The sequence below is a fragment of the Soonwooa purpurea genome, assembly GCF_053891095.1.
Window position 1 is genome coordinate 1 of the sequence record NZ_JBSSMA010000009.1, and the last position, 14689, is coordinate 14689.

The following is a 14689-nucleotide window of genomic DNA, read 5'->3' on the forward strand; positions in this document are numbered from 1 at the left end:
ACAAGAATCAGATCCTTATGAGAATGCCATAGCCGAAAGAATTAATGGAATTTTAAAACAAGAGTATGATATTGATAAATCTAATGTAGATTTGAATACAAGAAAGATTTTGGTCAAACAAACCGTAAAAGTTTATAATGAGTTAAGACCGCATTTGTCAAACTATTATTTAACACCGATGCAAATGCACCAGCAACAAGATTTAATACCAAAATCGTACAAAAAGAAAAACAGTACAAATAAGAATATATGTACTGTTTAAAATAAAGTTTTATTAGTCTAATCCTGTATCATTTTTTCAGGACGTTACAAGGTTTAAAACTATTTACCCAACATCTTTTCCAAAATTTCTACTGCAGATTTTGGAAGATTCGTTCCTGGACCGAAAATGAAATCGGCTCCGTTGGAGTACAAATAATCGTAATCTTGTTGTGGAATAACACCACCTACCACGATGGTAATATCTTCTGCACCCAATTTTTTCAATTCTTCAACCACTTGTGGAACCAAAGTATTATGACCTGCAGCCAATGACGAAACACCCAAAATGTGGATGTCGTTTTCTACCGCTTGTTTTGCTACTTCTTCTGGAGTTTGGAATAAAGGCGCCACATCTACATCAAATCCCATATCTGCAAAAGCGGTTGCTACCACTTTTGCACCACGATCGTGACCGTCTTGTCCCATTTTTGCCACCATAATTCTTGGACGACGTCCTTCTTCTTCCTCAAATTTTTGCGCCAACTGAACGGCTTTTTCGAAATATTCATTTTTATTGGCATTCATAGCATAAACTCCTGAAATGGTTTTAATATTGGCCCTGTAACGTCCGAAACTTTCTTCCATCGCATCGCTCATCTCGCCTAAAGTTACTCTTCTACGAGCAGCTTCAATACACAAAGCAAGAAGATTTCCTTGTCCAGTTTTTGCCGATTCGCGGATTTGATTAAGAATTTCGTTTACAGAATCTGGATTTCTGTCAGATTTTATTTTGTCTAATCTTTCGATTTGTTTTCTGCGAACTTCAGTATTATCGATGGCTAGAATTTCAATTTCTGGTTGTTTTAATTCCGATTGGAATGAATTTACACCGATAATAAATTCCTCACCACTGTCGATTTTTGCTTGTTTGATGGCTGCAGCTTCCTCAATTCTCATTTTTGGAATTCCAGCTTCGATGGCTTTCGTCATTCCGCCTTCTTTTTCCACTTCATCGATGAACTTCATGGCTTCATCAATCATTTGCTGGGTTAAAGATTCCACCAAATGACTTCCTCCCATTGGATCTACAACATCGCAGATATGACTTTCCTGTTGCAAAATAATTTGAGTATTTCTCGCAATTTTCGCTGAATAATCCGTTGGTAAAGCAATGGCTTCATCCAAAGCATTGGTGTGTAAAGATTGTGTTCCACCTAAAGCTGAAGAAAGCGCTTCAATAGCCGTTCTGGTGATATTATTGAAAGGTTCTTGTTCGGTTAAAGACCAACCCGAAGTTTGGGAATGCGTTCTCAAAGCCAAAGATTTTGGATTTTGAGGATTGAATTGTTGCAATAAATTCGCCCAAATATAACGTGCAGCACGCATTTTTGCGATTTCCATGAAGTGATTCATCCCAATTGCCCAGAAAAAAGACAAACGTGGAGCAAAATCATCAATGTTCATTCCAGCTTTAATCCCCGTTCTCACATATTCCAAACCATCAGCAAGTGTGTAAGCCATTTCTAAAACGGGCGTAGCTCCCGCTTCCTGCATGTGATAACCCGAAATAGAAATCGAGTTAAATTTCGGAATATTTTTAGAGGTATATTCGAAAATATCAGCGATAATTTTCATGGAAGGAGCAGGTGGATAAATGTAAGTATTACGTACCATAAATTCCTTCAAAATATCGTTCTGAATAGTTCCTGAAAGTTTTTCTTGAGAAACACCTTGTTCTTCTGCAGCTACGATGTAGAAAGACAAAATTGGTAAAACCGCACCATTCATCGTCATGGAAACCGAAATTTCATCCAAAGGAATTTGATCGAACAAAATCTTCATATCCTCAACAGAATCGATGGCTACACCTGCTTTTCCAACATCTCCAACAACACGAGCGTGGTCGGAATCATAACCTCTGTGGGTTGCCAAATCAAAAGCTACTGAAAGTCCTTTTTGTCCAGCTGCAAGATTTCTTCTATAAAAAGCATTGGATTCCTCAGCGGTAGAAAATCCTGCGTACTGACGAATCGTCCAAGGTTTTTGAACATACATGGTAGAATAAGGACCACGCAAATATGGTGCGATTCCTGCGGAATAAGATTTCTCTGTAAAAGAAACAGCATCGGATTGTTTGTACGAAGATTTTAGGTGAAGTCCATCTTTTTCGAAATGATAAACTTCTGGCTCTGTAAATTGGATATTAAAATCAGGCTTTTCCGCCTTTATGACTTGTCGCATATTGGGATATTTATCCCCGTAAATTTACGACTTTTGAAGGAATTATTCTAAATCAGACGCTTAAAATAGAAATTATCCCCAAAAATTAGTTATCATCATCCTTTTTATAAAATTGATTAAGAAGTTCTGTCGCTTTTTCAAGATGTTGTTTCGCAACCTTTAACTGAACGCCTCCCGATGTCAAATTAAAAACATTATATGTATTCGCAAGCACATTCCCGAATACAAAGCATTCGATATCATTAGTTTCTAAGAAAGCTTTTATCATTTGTGCTTCTGGCTCTGTATTGAAAACTTTAAGTGTAATGAGTTCCATATTTTTCTATTTGCAATCGTTAATATAATAAATTCACAAGTTAAGAAGAAATTATCGCGCCAAAGACGATTAGCGTTTCAAAGCAAATAACATTATTAAGAAATAATTCAAAAATTTTATTAATTCAAAATCAAATAGATAAAGAAATTTTGATCAAAAAAATGATTTTTTTCTATATTTGGAGGTTAACTGGCTTGATTTGATAAAAATTAATCTTTATATTTGCACCACTTTAAACAAAGGACATTCCTCCTTAGCTCAGTTGGTTAGAGCATCTGACTGTTAATCAGAGGGTCGCTGGTTCGAGCCCAGCAGGAGGAGCTTTTAAAAGTAAAACACCTACATTCATCTGTAGGTGTTTTTTTATTTAAAAGAATCGAACAAATAAAAAATCATATTTTATCTATTCGATTGATATGTAAAAGTTTATCTCGGCAATCGGCTTGCTCTTTTCAAAAGTTCGTTGTTAATATCGTTGATGAGTTGCGGCCCTTCGTAAATAAATCCTGTATAAAGCTGCACCAAAGAAGCTCCAGCATCCAGTTTCTCCATCGCATCTTTCGCTGAATGAATTCCGCCTACGCCAATAATCGGGAAAGCGCGGTTGCTTTTGTCGGCCAAATATTTAATCATTTTTGTAGAATGTTCTCGAATGGGTTTTCCGGAAAGTCCACCGTTGCCGATTTGATCCAAAACTTCTTTTGTGGTTTTTAAACCTTCTCGGTTAACAGACGTATTCGAAACAATGACTCCTTCTATTTTAGTTTCAGCGACCAAATTGATAATTTCATCCAACTGACCGTCGTTCAAATCGGGTGCAATTTTCAGAAGAATAGGTTTAGGATTCGCTTTTGTAACGTTGATTTTCTTCACTTCCGTTATCAGTTCTCGCAGATAACCTACATCTTCCAATTTCGCATGGCTGCTTACATTCGGACAACTTACATTCAGCACAAAATAATCAACGTGTGGATGAAGTCCTTCGAAACAATCCAAATAATCTTGGGTATAATTTTCGGGTTTTGTATCGGTATTTTTACCAATATTTCCGCCAATGATAATTTTTCCTTTATTGGATTTCAATTTTTCAATCGCAGCTTCTAAGCCATCGTTATTAAAGCCCATTCTGTTGATAATTCCGCCATCTTCAATCAGTCGAAACAATCTTTTTTTAGGATTTCCCGCTTGCGCTCGGGGTGTAACTGTCCCAATTTCCACAAAACCGAAACCTAAATCCGCCAATTCATTAAAAAGCACCGCATTTTTATCAAATCCTGCTGCTAAACCCACTGGATTTTTAAATTTCAGACCAAAAACTTCCCGTTCCAAACGTTTGTCTACAACAGGTTTTGGGAGAAACATCTTGGTTAAAAAACCAAAGTTCTTAAGCATTGAAAATGTAAAGTGATGAACTTCTTCGGGATCGAATTTGAAGAGAATAGGTCGAATGATACTTTTGTACATTGGAAAAAAGTTTTACAAAAATACTCATTTTAAAACAAAGCCTCTATTGATCTACGATAATTTCTGAAAATTTATAGATAATCTTTTAAATCGAAGCTTAAAATTTCTCCAATTTGCAAGAACTCAGGATTCACGTTTAAACTCGCATTAATGGATATATTTTGTTGCGTATAAGGATGTTTAAAATTCAATTGATGCGAATGTAAAGGCATTGCGGTAATTTCAAAAGTATTCCTCCACAATTTGTTCTGCTTGTTGCAGCCATGTTTTCGGCAACCCAAAATAGGATGCAAAATATGCTTGAAATGTTTTCTTAACTGATGAAATCTACCAGTTTCGGGAATCGCTTCTACTAAAGAATAACGCGAAGTTGGATGTTTGAGAAAAGGCAAATCAATTTCAGAAGTTTGAAGTCGGCGATAGTAAGTTATTGCATTTTGAATGATTTCGTTTTCGTTGGTTAAATCATAATCGATGGTTTCTTCCTCTTTGGTCCAACCACGAAGAATGGCGATGTATTTTTTCTCCACCTCGCGGTTCATGAACTGATCGCTCATTAATTTAAGCGTTTCCTTATCGAAAGTAAATAACAAAACACCCGATGTTTTTCTGTCCAAACGATGAACAAGATGCACTTTTCTATCCATTTGCTGCGTTAATTTTTCCACGGCATATTCATCGGCTTCGCCAGCGTAATAAGATTTGTGCACCAAAAGTCCACTTGGTTTGTTAATGGCGATTAGGTTCTCGTCATGATAAAGGATTTCTAACATTCCGCAAAAATACTGTTCTTTTGTCTTGGTACGAGAATCAAAAGATCAAGACTTGGAATATGAGCCTAAAATTTAATATAAATTCCTAAAAATTTTAAAACTTGCTGCGCTTAAACATTAGAATTTTCTTAACGTAATTTCTATTTCATTTTTTAACGGTTGCAATTCTGAGGTCGATAAATATAACAGGGCACTTTTTCTTTTCTGACATAATCTTTAGCCCCGATTGACTTAAAGCTTATCTATTGTTTTTTAGAATCGTCGAAACTCATAGCCCTGATTGAAGCGGCATCCTTTTGCGGAGCGAAGCGGAGCAAAAGATATAGCGGAAAGCAGGTTCCCGGCTCCAAATAAATTAGAAGTATCTAACTAAAATTCTCTATTTTTGCAGTAAATAGATATTTACGACATGGCAAAGCAGGAAGATGTTTTCAAGAAAGTGGTTTCCCACGCTAAAGAATACGGTTTTATTTTCCCTTCTAGTGAGGTGTACGACGGACTTTCCGCAATTTACGATTATGGACAAAACGGTGCAGAACTAAAAAATAACATCAAACAATATTGGTGGAAAGCGATGGTTCAGCTGAACGAAAACATTGTAGGAATAGATTCTGCCATCTTCATGCATCCAAGCATTTGGAAAGCTTCTGGACACGTTGATGCCTTCAACGATCCGTTGATTGATAATAAAGATTCTAAAAAACGTTTCCGTGCCGATGTTTTGGTAGAAGATTGGGCCGCAAAACTGGAAGAAAAAGCGCAAAAAGAAATTGAAAAAGCAGCGAAAAGATTTGGTGATGCTTTTGATAAAGCACAGTTTGAAGAAACAAATCCTCGCGTTTTAGAATACAGAGCTAAAGCCGATACTGCTGTAAAAAGATTAGCAAGATCTTTGGAAACCAACGACTTAGCAGATGTAAAAGCTTTAATTGAGGAATTGGAAATTGCTGATCCAGACACTGGTTCTAGAAACTGGACAGAAGTAAGACAATTCAACTTGATGTTTGGGACTAAACTAGGAGCTTCTGCTGATTCTGCAATGGATCTTTATTTAAGACCAGAAACGGCACAAGGAATTTTCGTAAACTATTTGAACGTACAGAAAACATCCAGACATAAATTACCTTTCGGGATTGCACAGATTGGTAAAGCCTTCAGAAACGAGATTGTTGCACGACAATTCATCTTCAGAATGCGTGAATTTGAGCAAATGGAAATGCAATTCTTCGTTCCACCAGGAACAGAATTAGAATTTTACGAACAATGGAAAACAAAGCGCCTAAACTGGCATTTGGCTTTAGGTTTGGGCGCAGAAAACTATAAATTCCACGACCACGAAAAGTTAGCGCATTACGCCAATGCTGCTGCAGATATTGAGTTTAAATTCCCATTCGGATTTAAAGAATTGGAAGGAATCCACTCCAGAACAGATTTTGACCTTTCGGCTCACGAAAAACATTCGGGTAAAAAACTACAATATTTCGATCCAGAAAGAAACGAAAGCTACGTTCCTTACGTTGTAGAAACTTCTGTTGGTTTGGACAGATTATTCCTGGCAATTTTCTCGCATTGTTTAAAAGACGAAGTGTTAGAAGACGGTTCAGAAAGAACAGTTTTATCGCTTCCTCCAGCCATTGCACCAATAAAAGCAGCTATTCTTCCACTAATGAAGAAAGACGGTCTTGGTGAATATGCAGAAAAAATCTTCAATGATTTGAAATACGATTTCAATTTGATTTACGAAGAAAAAGACTCTATTGGTAAGCGTTACAGAAGAAATGACGCATTGGGAACACCATTCTGTATTACGGTTGACCACGACTCCTTAGTAGATAACACGGTAACGTTAAGAGACAGAGACACCATGGAACAAGTAAGAGTTCCAGTAGCTGATTTAAGACGAATTATCGATGAGAAAGTGAATTTCAGAACTCTTTTGAGTAAGATATAAATTCAAGATTTTTAGACTTCCAAATTGGAAGTCTTTTTTTTTGTATTAAAACAATATATTTGTTAAAAAAATAACATGAAAAAAATAATTAGCGCTTTTCTTATTACAAGTTTATTCATCTCTTGTTCAAGCAGTAATGATGATAATCTAAACAATGAAGTTATATTAAACACTTTACCAACGAAAGTCGTTTTTAACAATAATAATTCTGAAACATTTACATATAAAAACACTTCAGAACTTAGCGAAATTAGCAATTCTACAGGAACAAAAATTTTCACCTACGACGCGGGAAATATCGTAAAAGTGAGCATCTTCCAAAACAACAAAGTTGTAGAAACGCTAGATTACAAATACGCCAATAATATAGTTTCTACAGAAACCATCACTTACGAAAATGGGGACAAAATCATTTATTTGTATGAATGGATCACGGAAAACCATCTAAAATATACCAAAGTTGATGTACAAAATCCAGAATCAGAAACGGGAGAATGTTTTTATACCAATGGGAATTTGACGAAAACTGTTAACATCTTAAAAAACAATGATGTCACCTCAACCTATGAAAATATTTATGAATATGATACCAAACAAAATCCTTTTGTCAACATCAAATCTTTTAATAAAATCAATTTATTAGATTCAAATTACGGGAAAAATAATATTATAAAAACAACAATGACAACGACGCATACTAGCAACGGAGGAACTACAACTAACTCTATTACAACCAACTCTAGCTATGTCTATAACTCGAAAAATTTTCCAGATAAGCAGACAACCAAAGGTCTTAACAGCAATGGCGAATCGACAACAAATATTAAGGATTACTTTTATAAAAATTAAAAATGTCGAACATTATACATTTCCAAGCCGAAATTCAGCAACACGAAAACATGAATGCAGCTTTTGTTAAATTTCCTTTTGATACCGAAGATTTGTTTGGTACCAAAGGGCAAATCAAGATAAAAGTCCTTTTTGATGATTCTGTAGAATATCGTGGAAGTCTAGCCAACATGGGAAAAGGCCATTGTCTTATTCTGACACAAGCTACAAGAAAACAACTCGGAAAATCCTTTGGAAACCTAGTTGATGTCAAACTTTGGAAAGACACAGAAGAACGAATAGTCATTGTTCCGGATGACGTTAAAATCTTGTTTGATGAACATCCCAAGGCTAAAGAATTGTATACTGCAATGGCCTACACACACCGAAAAGAGTATATGCGTTGGATAGAAGATGCAAAAAAAGAAGAAACCAGAGAGCGCCGAAAAGTCAAAATGATAGAAATGATTTTGGACGGAAAAAAAGGGATTTGATGTGTCAAATCCCTTTATAATTTACTTAACTTTTACCAAAGGAATTTCTATATCTCCTTGTTTTATAATTAAAGAGTCTGGCGTAGTATAGGCTGATACACCATTTCTTTCGTAATGCTCACCGTCCGCGGTTTTAGCTTTAAAATCCAATTGGTATTTCTGGTTATTAGCCGATTGGATGAAGATGGTTTTCCCTTTTTTGTCATTCGAGAAAGTCGCAGTGGCACGCGTCCCGTCTAATCCTTTGTACGGTATAGAAGTTTCTGTAGCTTGTTCTCCATTGATGTTGCTTTGTGTTGACGATGTGGTTATGCTATCCACTTTTCCGTTGTCATCAGTCATTATTGTTTCGGTGGACGTACTTATTACAGATTTGTTTCCGCTTTCTTTCTTGTCACAAGAAAAACTTATGAAGCCAACCAGAAGACTGGCAATTACAAATTTTGTTTTCATATAGATTGTTTATTTACTATAAATTTAAGTTTAAAAACATTATAAAGCTAAAAATAGGATGCAAAAAAATATCCAAAATAAAATTCCCCGAAGAATGATCGAGGAATTTCAGAATAATTTATTTTTTTAAAGATTTGATACCCATTTCAAAAAGTGCAAACGACATCAAATCAGCATTTTCACCAATTACTTGATCTGTAGAACGTCCTGCGCCATGTCCTGCATTTTTTTCTATTCTTAATAAAATAGGATTTTTACAAGATTGTTTTTCCTGCAATTCTGCCCCGAATTTGAAAGAATGTGCTGGCACAACGCGGTCATCATGATCACTTGTAATAATCATTGTTGATGGATAGCACACACCTTTTTTAACATTATGTACAGGCGAATAAGATTTTAAATACTCAAACATTTCTTTAGAATCTTCCGCAGTTCCGTAGTCATAAGACCATCCTGCTCCTGCTGTAAATTTGTTATAACGCAACATATCCAACACACCAACGCCTGGGAAAGCCACTTTCGCCAAGTCGGGACGCATTGTCATCGTCGCACCAACAAGCAGTCCACCGTTAGAACGGCCAGAAAGTGCCATATAATTCTTCGAAGTGTAGCCTTTGGATTGTAGATATTCTCCCGCAGCTATAAAGTCGTCAAATACGTTTTTCTTTTGTTGCTTGGTTCCTGCATCATGCCATTTTTTTCCGTATTCTCCACCGCCTCGGATATTGGGTACAGCATAGATGCCACCATTTTCCATCCAGATCGCATTAACTACAGAAAAAGAAGGTTGCAAACTAACATTGAATCCGCCATAAGAATAAAGAATGCTTGGATTTTTACCATCCATTTTCAATCCTTTTTTATAATTGATAATCATTGGGATTTTGGTTCCATCTTTTGAAGTGAAAAACACTTGCTCTGAAACAAAATTTTCTGACTGAAAATCAACGATTGGTCTTTGCGTTTGACGCATTGTTCCCGCTGCGATATTGTAACGATAAACGCTGGAAGGCGTAATATAATTTGTAAACGTGAAATAGACATCCAGATCAGTCCTTTTACCTCCAAAACCTGTAACATTTCCTTTGCCTGGAAGTTCTATATTTCTGATGAGTTTTCCTGTTTTATCATATTGTTTCACTTGGTCAACTGCATCGATCATGTAGGTGGCAAAGAAGAAACCACCACCTGTAGTAACTCCCAAAACATTTTCTGTTTCCGGGATAACGTCCGTCCATTTTTCTGGAGCTGGATTCGTCATACTGGCTTTTACCAATCGGCCATTCGGTGCGTTCTTATCGGTGTGTATAAACAGATCTTCTCCGTTATTATCCACAACATTGGCGTTGATATCAAAACCTTTTACAATCTGAACAAAATCGCCGCTTTTCTGTAAATCTTTAATATAAAGTTCGTTACCATTAGTAGCATTTGCAGCTGAAATAACGAGGTATTTTTCATCTTCGGTTAAATAAGCGCTAAGGTATCTTCTCGGCGTTTTTTCGCCTCCAAAAATTAATTGATCCTCAGATTGTTTGGTTCCTAATTTGTGAAAATATACTTTGTGTTTATCTGTCATCCCAGAAAGCACAGTTCCTTCTTTTGGCTTGTCATAACTAGAGTAGTAGAAGCCTTCATCACCTTGCCACGCAATTCCACTGAATTTAACATCTACCAGCGTTTCATCGATTTGTTGTTTTGTAATGGCATCGATGATGATAATTTTGTTCCAATCGCTGCCGCCTTCCGAAATAGAATATGCTGCTAAATTTCCTTTTTTATTAAACGAAATATTGGATAAAGACGTTGTTCCTTTTTCTGAAAATTTGTTGGGATCCAAAAAAACTTCAGCTTTTCTTAATCTCTTGCTGTTACGATACAAAACTGATTGTGCTTGCAAACCATCATTTTTATAGAAATACGTATATTCTCCTTCTTTGAAAGGCGCTGAGATTTTTTCATAATTCCAAATGTGTTTTAGTTGTTCTTTAATCTCATCGCGGTAAGGAATTTTGGAAAGATAATTTTGCGAATAGGCCACTTCGTCGTCAACCCATTTTTGTGTTGCTTTAGAATCATTTTCAAGATCGCGGTAAGGATCGGCTACCTGAGTTCCAAAATAGCTATCCACTTGGTTTCCCTTTTCTGCTTTGGGATAAGAATTTGATTTCATTTTTTGAGCATAACTATTAGTGAAAAACAATAGGCTAACACTAAGAATTGTAAATCCTAACTTCATAAAAAATATATTTATCTCAAAAATACAGAAAGTTTCAAAATAAAAAAATCTTTCAGTTAACCGAAAGATTTAGTTTATGAGAAATTATGTTTAATTATTTAGCTTGATTTATAAAATATTCAGCTTCTGGTCGTCCCCAATTAGGATCAAGATTTGTTTTTGGTTTAAAAGTCCCGAATTGCGACAATGCTTTTTTGAAGAGTTCTATTCCTTTTGTTTTGCTTCCTCCGAATTGCTCTGGTGTGAAGTAAGTATCTTCGGCTTCTAGTAATGTTATTCTAGGATTTTCAGCGTCCAAAGATTTTGCTTTGGCTAAATGTTGTTGTGCTTCTTGCCCGAAAGTCATAAAACGAGACATCGGATCCACCATCATTTTAAGACTTGCCGACATCTTTTTTAGGATATAGATTTCCGCATTGTTAGGACTTAATTCTTCGGCTTTTGTAATATATTTATCCGCCTGGCTTGCAATAACATCAAGTTCTGACAAGTTGTTTTCGCGCATTAGTAATCTTCCTTTCTGGATTGTAGAAAAAGCTGCGAAATAATAGGGTTGCCATTGTTTGACCTCTTTTGTACCAATCCTGTCAAAATCATTCGCAAGTGCTGCGAAATCATCTGTTGTCATGTGTGTTTCTATTTTTGAAATTTTTTCGGCCATTATTTTGTCATAAGCCGATTGTGCAAATGCTGTAAAACTTACAAATAGAAGAATTGCTATTAAGATTAAATTTTTCATATCCTTATTTTTTTATGGTTTGAATTAATGAATTAAAAATGTAAGAAGTACTCAAAATCCAATTTGTATTTTCCAAATTTTTCCCGATAGGATAGTGTATGAAAAGAGAAATTAGATTTTAATCTCATATCAGTATTGTCAACATTAGATTCCAAACTCGGACTAATGTCGTCCATATCCCTTGTTTGGAAATTGCTGTAATATTTTATAAAACCAACATGTTTTGTGAGTAAATTCTGCTTCAAAAGTAATTGCTATAAATTCTACAGTAAACTATTTTAACCTGAGAGGTAAAAAAACATTCCTGAATGGTAATTTTTTTAAATTAAGGAAAATACAATCAAATGGCTTAATTTTTGTAAATTCATAATATCTTTTCTATTTTAATAACACAAAAAATAATATTATGAAACAAATGCTTTTACTTGTTTTTTTAGGACTTGGACTTGCTATAACATCATGTTCCTCACAAAAAAAACATTACACAATTCACTCAAAAAGTGGAACTTTTACGCAAGGATATATAGATTTTTCACAATCTGGAAAAGAGGTTACAATGACTGTAAATGCATACAAATTGAAGCCTGGAGAACATGCCATACACATTCATGAGAAAGGTGATTGCTCAGCAACCGATGGAAGTTCTGCTGGCGGACACTGGAATCCTGCAGGAAATGACCATGGTAAATGGGAATCCGGACATTTCCACATGGGTGATATCGGCAACTTAAAAGCTGATGCTAACGGAACGGCGCAATTGGTATTCAAAACGGATAAATGGTGTATTGGTTGTAGCGACGATAGCAAAAATATTATTGGGAAATCCATAATTATCCATGCTGATAAAGACGACTTCCACACGCAACCAACCGGAAATGCTGGTGGTAGAGTAGGTTGTGTTGAGATAAAGTAAACGAGATTTTGAGATGATAGACAAATAGATAATAGACACTAAATCTATTTGTTTATCATATTTCTATGTAAAACAATCATACTTCGTGACTTTGGAAAGCATCTGGAATATGTTGTATTTGGAGTTTATTTTCTTTTGTTTTTAAAACAGAAATAATATCAAATCTTACTTCTAAATCTTGCTTTATACTTTGAGAATATTCGTCGGCAGCCATTATAAGAAGTTTCATTTTCTTTTTGTTAACCGCATCTTCGGGATTAATGAAATGATTGTCGGCTCTGGCCTTTACCTCAACTATTATCAAAGTATTTTTGTGTTTCGCAATAATGTCAATCTCCGCTTTTAGAAAACGAAAATTGCGTTCCAGAATTTCATAATGATAGGATTCTAAAAACTTACAAGCAGCATCTTCAGCCTGTTTTCCAAAATCATTATGTTCGGCCATTTTTTTAGAATTTAAAATTAACCTCAGAAGATTTTCCAACTTTTAAGGACACTTCAGCACCGATGATTAAAGGTCGATTATCACGAATATGACCATTCGGAAATTCATATAAAACTGGGAAATTATAAGCTTTCAGACGATGTTCTATCAAATGTAAAGCAAAAGGGTCAAAAGCTTTTTCATAAGCTTTGTTATCGGTTTCGTTGCCCATATTTGTCATTCCTCCCACGATAAGTCCATTTATTTTTTTAAATACGCCAGCCAATTCGAGGCTCATTAACATACGGTCGAGCGCATAAAAATTTTCTCCAATGTCTTCGATAAACAAAATTTTATCTTTAAAATCGAAAGAATATTTAGTCCCTAAAAGTGCATAAATCAACGCCAAATTTCCGCCAATTAATTGACCTTTAGTTTTTCCTTTTTTATTGAATTTATTAGCTTCTAAAGTATAATTAAGCGATTTTCCTTTTAAGACATCAAATATCAAATCATAGCTTTCTTTGGTTACGCCAAAAGAAGAGGTTTTCAAAGTTTGTCCATGGATGCTTACAAATCCTTTTTTCATTAAAAAGCTTTGTATCACCGTATTATCAGAATAACCTATGTACCATTTCGGATTTTTTTTGAAACGATTAAGTTGAAGATGTTCTACAAGATGTTGACATCCATAACCGCCGCGGGTTGCCCAGATGGCTTTGATATCAGGATCGTTGAAAGCCCCATTAAGATCGTCGATACGTTGTTTTTCGGTACCGGCATAAGTGTATCCATCTTGGTGCTTTTTAAGTGTGTTTTTCCCTAAAACTGGTTGATAGCCTTTGGAAATTATAAGATCCAAAGTCGATTGCAATTGTTCTTTTTCTACAGAACCTGCAGGTGAGATTATGGCAATTTTATCTCCTTTTTTTAAACTTTTAGGAAAAATAATTGATTTCATTATTTGCTTTTGTATTTGGCTTCCGTTTTTTCGGCTTCTTCCAATTTTTTATCAAATTGATTAAATTTTTTAAAACTTTGTAAGAATATAAAGAAACTGAAAATTACTAAAATAACGCCAACACCTTTTCGGATGGCATTTGCTACTTTTTCTGTTAACCTATCATGGAACTGTTTTGCGAGAAAAATTTTAGCCAAATCTATTCCCAAATAAGTTAAAATTACAATGCTAATATACAGGATAAAACGGTCTGTATCAGGATATTGATTACGAACCGAAACTACAGTTACCAACCAAAACAGAATGACACCAACATTTAGTAAATTTAATAAAAACCCATTAGCAAAGGTTTTTAAATAGTTACGACCTATGAGTTTCTCTTCACCTCTGATGTGCATTTTGGTTCTAGAAACAACCATAATACATCCATAAATAAATATCAAAAGTGCGGAGACTCGATAAAAGGAGGGATGTTTATCAATAAGTTCTACCAAGTCTGCGCTGGCATAATAAGCCGCAACAATACAGAGTAAATCTGCTGTAATAACTCCAAAATCTAATGCCAATGCATGTCTAGGTCCTCGCGAAAAACTCGTTTCTATTAATAGAAAAAAGATAGGCCCGATGAAGACCAAACTTAGCATTAATCCTAGTAAAATTGCATATAAAATAAGTTCTAACATAGCTTATAG

At 35.2% G+C, this 14689-nt stretch carries 16 protein-coding genes and 1 tRNA gene; 6 read left to right on the plus strand and 11 right to left on the minus strand.

Annotated features, from left to right (window positions below):
* Nucleotides 1-262, plus strand: a 262-nt coding sequence (locus ACVFVN_RS09410; protein WP_456235048.1) for an integrase core domain-containing protein, incomplete at its 5' end; no start/stop codon positions are given.
* A gap of 59 nt (nucleotides 263-321) precedes the next feature.
* Here the strand turns inward: ACVFVN_RS09410 and scpA are convergent.
* A complete protein-coding gene (scpA, locus tag ACVFVN_RS09415; RefSeq protein ID WP_456235049.1) occupies nucleotides 322-2442 on the minus strand; it encodes a methylmalonyl-CoA mutase in 2121 nt (706 codons plus the stop codon).
* Nucleotides 2443-2527: 85 nt separating this feature from the next.
* Nucleotides 2528-2758, minus strand: coding sequence for a putative signal transducing protein (locus ACVFVN_RS09420; protein WP_165134892.1), 231 nt, complete (start codon nucleotides 2756-2758; stop codon nucleotides 2528-2530).
* A gap of 247 nt (nucleotides 2759-3005) precedes the next feature.
* On the opposite strand from ACVFVN_RS09420, the gene ACVFVN_RS09425 reads away from it, so the two are divergent.
* Nucleotides 3006-3079, plus strand: a tRNA-Asn gene (locus ACVFVN_RS09425).
* 105 nt (nucleotides 3080-3184) lie between these two features.
* Here the strand turns inward: ACVFVN_RS09425 and ACVFVN_RS09430 are convergent.
* Both ACVFVN_RS09430 and ACVFVN_RS09435 read right to left on the minus strand, forming a co-directional pair.
* Complete coding sequence (locus ACVFVN_RS09430) at nucleotides 3185-4222, minus strand: quinone-dependent dihydroorotate dehydrogenase (protein ID WP_456235050.1); 1038 nt, start codon at nucleotides 4220-4222, stop codon at nucleotides 3185-3187.
* Nucleotides 4223-4293: 71 nt separating this feature from the next.
* A complete protein-coding gene (locus tag ACVFVN_RS09435) occupies nucleotides 4294-4995 on the minus strand; it encodes a pseudouridine synthase (RefSeq protein WP_456235051.1) in 702 nt (233 codons plus the stop codon).
* A gap of 409 nt (nucleotides 4996-5404) precedes the next feature.
* On the opposite strand from ACVFVN_RS09435, the gene ACVFVN_RS09440 reads away from it, so the two are divergent.
* The 3 genes from ACVFVN_RS09440 to ACVFVN_RS09450 all read left to right on the plus strand — a co-directional run bounded on the left by ACVFVN_RS09440 (nucleotide 5405) and on the right by ACVFVN_RS09450 (nucleotide 8268).
* Nucleotides 5405-6946 (plus strand): glycine--tRNA ligase, encoded by a 1542-nt coding sequence (locus ACVFVN_RS09440; protein WP_456235052.1) that lies wholly within the window; start codon nucleotides 5405-5407, stop codon nucleotides 6944-6946.
* 75 nt (nucleotides 6947-7021) lie between these two features.
* On the plus strand, nucleotides 7022-7795 hold the full coding sequence (locus tag ACVFVN_RS09445; RefSeq protein ID WP_165134904.1) for a hypothetical protein: 774 nt from the start codon (nucleotides 7022-7024) through the stop codon (nucleotides 7793-7795).
* 2 nt (nucleotides 7796-7797) lie between these two features.
* Nucleotides 7798-8268, plus strand: coding sequence for a YdeI/OmpD-associated family protein (locus ACVFVN_RS09450; protein ID WP_456235053.1), 471 nt, complete (start codon nucleotides 7798-7800; stop codon nucleotides 8266-8268).
* 21 nt (nucleotides 8269-8289) lie between these two features.
* Here ACVFVN_RS09450 and ACVFVN_RS09455 read toward each other — a convergent pair whose 3' ends face one another.
* The 4 genes from ACVFVN_RS09455 to ACVFVN_RS09470 form a co-directional block, all read right to left on the minus strand.
* Nucleotides 8290-8721 (minus strand): hypothetical protein, encoded by a 432-nt coding sequence (locus tag ACVFVN_RS09455; RefSeq protein WP_165134910.1) that lies wholly within the window; start codon nucleotides 8719-8721, stop codon nucleotides 8290-8292.
* 118 nt (nucleotides 8722-8839) lie between these two features.
* Nucleotides 8840-10960 (minus strand): prolyl oligopeptidase family serine peptidase, encoded by a 2121-nt coding sequence (locus ACVFVN_RS09460; protein WP_456235054.1) that lies wholly within the window; start codon nucleotides 10958-10960, stop codon nucleotides 8840-8842.
* 94 nt (nucleotides 10961-11054) lie between these two features.
* Complete coding sequence (locus tag ACVFVN_RS09465; RefSeq protein ID WP_456235055.1) at nucleotides 11055-11699, minus strand: hypothetical protein; 645 nt, start codon at nucleotides 11697-11699, stop codon at nucleotides 11055-11057.
* 32 nt (nucleotides 11700-11731) lie between these two features.
* Nucleotides 11732-11875, minus strand: a complete 144-nt coding sequence (locus ACVFVN_RS09470; RefSeq protein WP_456235056.1) for a hypothetical protein — start codon at nucleotides 11873-11875, stop codon at nucleotides 11732-11734.
* A 230-nt stretch (nucleotides 11876-12105) separates the two neighbouring features.
* Here ACVFVN_RS09470 and ACVFVN_RS09475 point away from each other — a divergent pair, with 230 nt between their 5' ends.
* Nucleotides 12106-12612: a superoxide dismutase family protein gene (locus ACVFVN_RS09475; protein ID WP_456235057.1), complete on the plus strand. Its 507-nt coding sequence runs from the start codon at nucleotides 12106-12108 to the stop codon at nucleotides 12610-12612.
* Between the two features lie 76 nt (nucleotides 12613-12688).
* On the opposite strand, the gene ACVFVN_RS09480 is transcribed toward ACVFVN_RS09475, so the two are convergent.
* Genes ACVFVN_RS09480 through ACVFVN_RS09490 form a run of 3 tightly spaced genes read right to left on the minus strand, consistent with a single transcriptional unit; the run spans nucleotide 12689 to nucleotide 14680 of the window.
* Complete coding sequence (locus ACVFVN_RS09480) at nucleotides 12689-13057, minus strand: YraN family protein (RefSeq protein WP_165134923.1); 369 nt, start codon at nucleotides 13055-13057, stop codon at nucleotides 12689-12691.
* A 4-nt stretch (nucleotides 13058-13061) separates the two neighbouring features.
* Entirely contained in the window at nucleotides 13062-13997 is a 936-nt protein-coding gene (locus ACVFVN_RS09485; protein WP_456235058.1) for a S66 peptidase family protein, read from the minus strand.
* Nucleotides 13997-14680, minus strand: a complete 684-nt coding sequence (locus tag ACVFVN_RS09490) for a LysE family translocator (RefSeq protein WP_165134928.1) — start codon at nucleotides 14678-14680, stop codon at nucleotides 13997-13999. The genes ACVFVN_RS09485 and ACVFVN_RS09490 overlap by 1 nt, the downstream gene beginning before the upstream one ends.
* Between the last annotated feature and the right edge of the window lie 9 nt (nucleotides 14681-14689).

Coding starts and splice junctions, on each gene's coding strand:
- scpA (WP_456235049.1), bottom strand. CDS start 2,442: ATGCGACAAGTCATAAAGGCGGAAAAGCCTGATTTTAATATCCAATTT.
- ACVFVN_RS09420 (WP_165134892.1), bottom strand. CDS start 2,758: ATGGAACTCATTACACTTAAAGTTTTCAATACAGAGCCAGAAGCACAA.
- ACVFVN_RS09430 (WP_456235050.1), bottom strand. CDS start 4,222: ATGTACAAAAGTATCATTCGACCTATTCTCTTCAAATTCGATCCCGAA.
- ACVFVN_RS09435 (WP_456235051.1), bottom strand. CDS start 4,995: ATGTTAGAAATCCTTTATCATGACGAGAACCTAATCGCCATTAACAAA.
- ACVFVN_RS09440 (WP_456235052.1), top strand. CDS start 5,405: ATGGCAAAGCAGGAAGATGTTTTCAAGAAAGTGGTTTCCCACGCTAAA.
- ACVFVN_RS09445 (WP_165134904.1), top strand. CDS start 7,022: ATGAAAAAAATAATTAGCGCTTTTCTTATTACAAGTTTATTCATCTCT.
- ACVFVN_RS09450 (WP_456235053.1), top strand. CDS start 7,798: ATGTCGAACATTATACATTTCCAAGCCGAAATTCAGCAACACGAAAAC.
- ACVFVN_RS09455 (WP_165134910.1), bottom strand. CDS start 8,721: ATGAAAACAAAATTTGTAATTGCCAGTCTTCTGGTTGGCTTCATAAGT.
- ACVFVN_RS09460 (WP_456235054.1), bottom strand. CDS start 10,960: ATGAAGTTAGGATTTACAATTCTTAGTGTTAGCCTATTGTTTTTCACT.
- ACVFVN_RS09465 (WP_456235055.1), bottom strand. CDS start 11,699: ATGAAAAATTTAATCTTAATAGCAATTCTTCTATTTGTAAGTTTTACA.
- ACVFVN_RS09470 (WP_456235056.1), bottom strand. CDS start 11,875: ATGGACGACATTAGTCCGAGTTTGGAATCTAATGTTGACAATACTGAT.
- ACVFVN_RS09475 (WP_456235057.1), top strand. CDS start 12,106: ATGAAACAAATGCTTTTACTTGTTTTTTTAGGACTTGGACTTGCTATA.
- ACVFVN_RS09480 (WP_165134923.1), bottom strand. CDS start 13,057: ATGGCCGAACATAATGATTTTGGAAAACAGGCTGAAGATGCTGCTTGT.
- ACVFVN_RS09485 (WP_456235058.1), bottom strand. CDS start 13,997: ATGAAATCAATTATTTTTCCTAAAAGTTTAAAAAAAGGAGATAAAATT.
- ACVFVN_RS09490 (WP_165134928.1), bottom strand. CDS start 14,680: ATGTTAGAACTTATTTTATATGCAATTTTACTAGGATTAATGCTAAGT.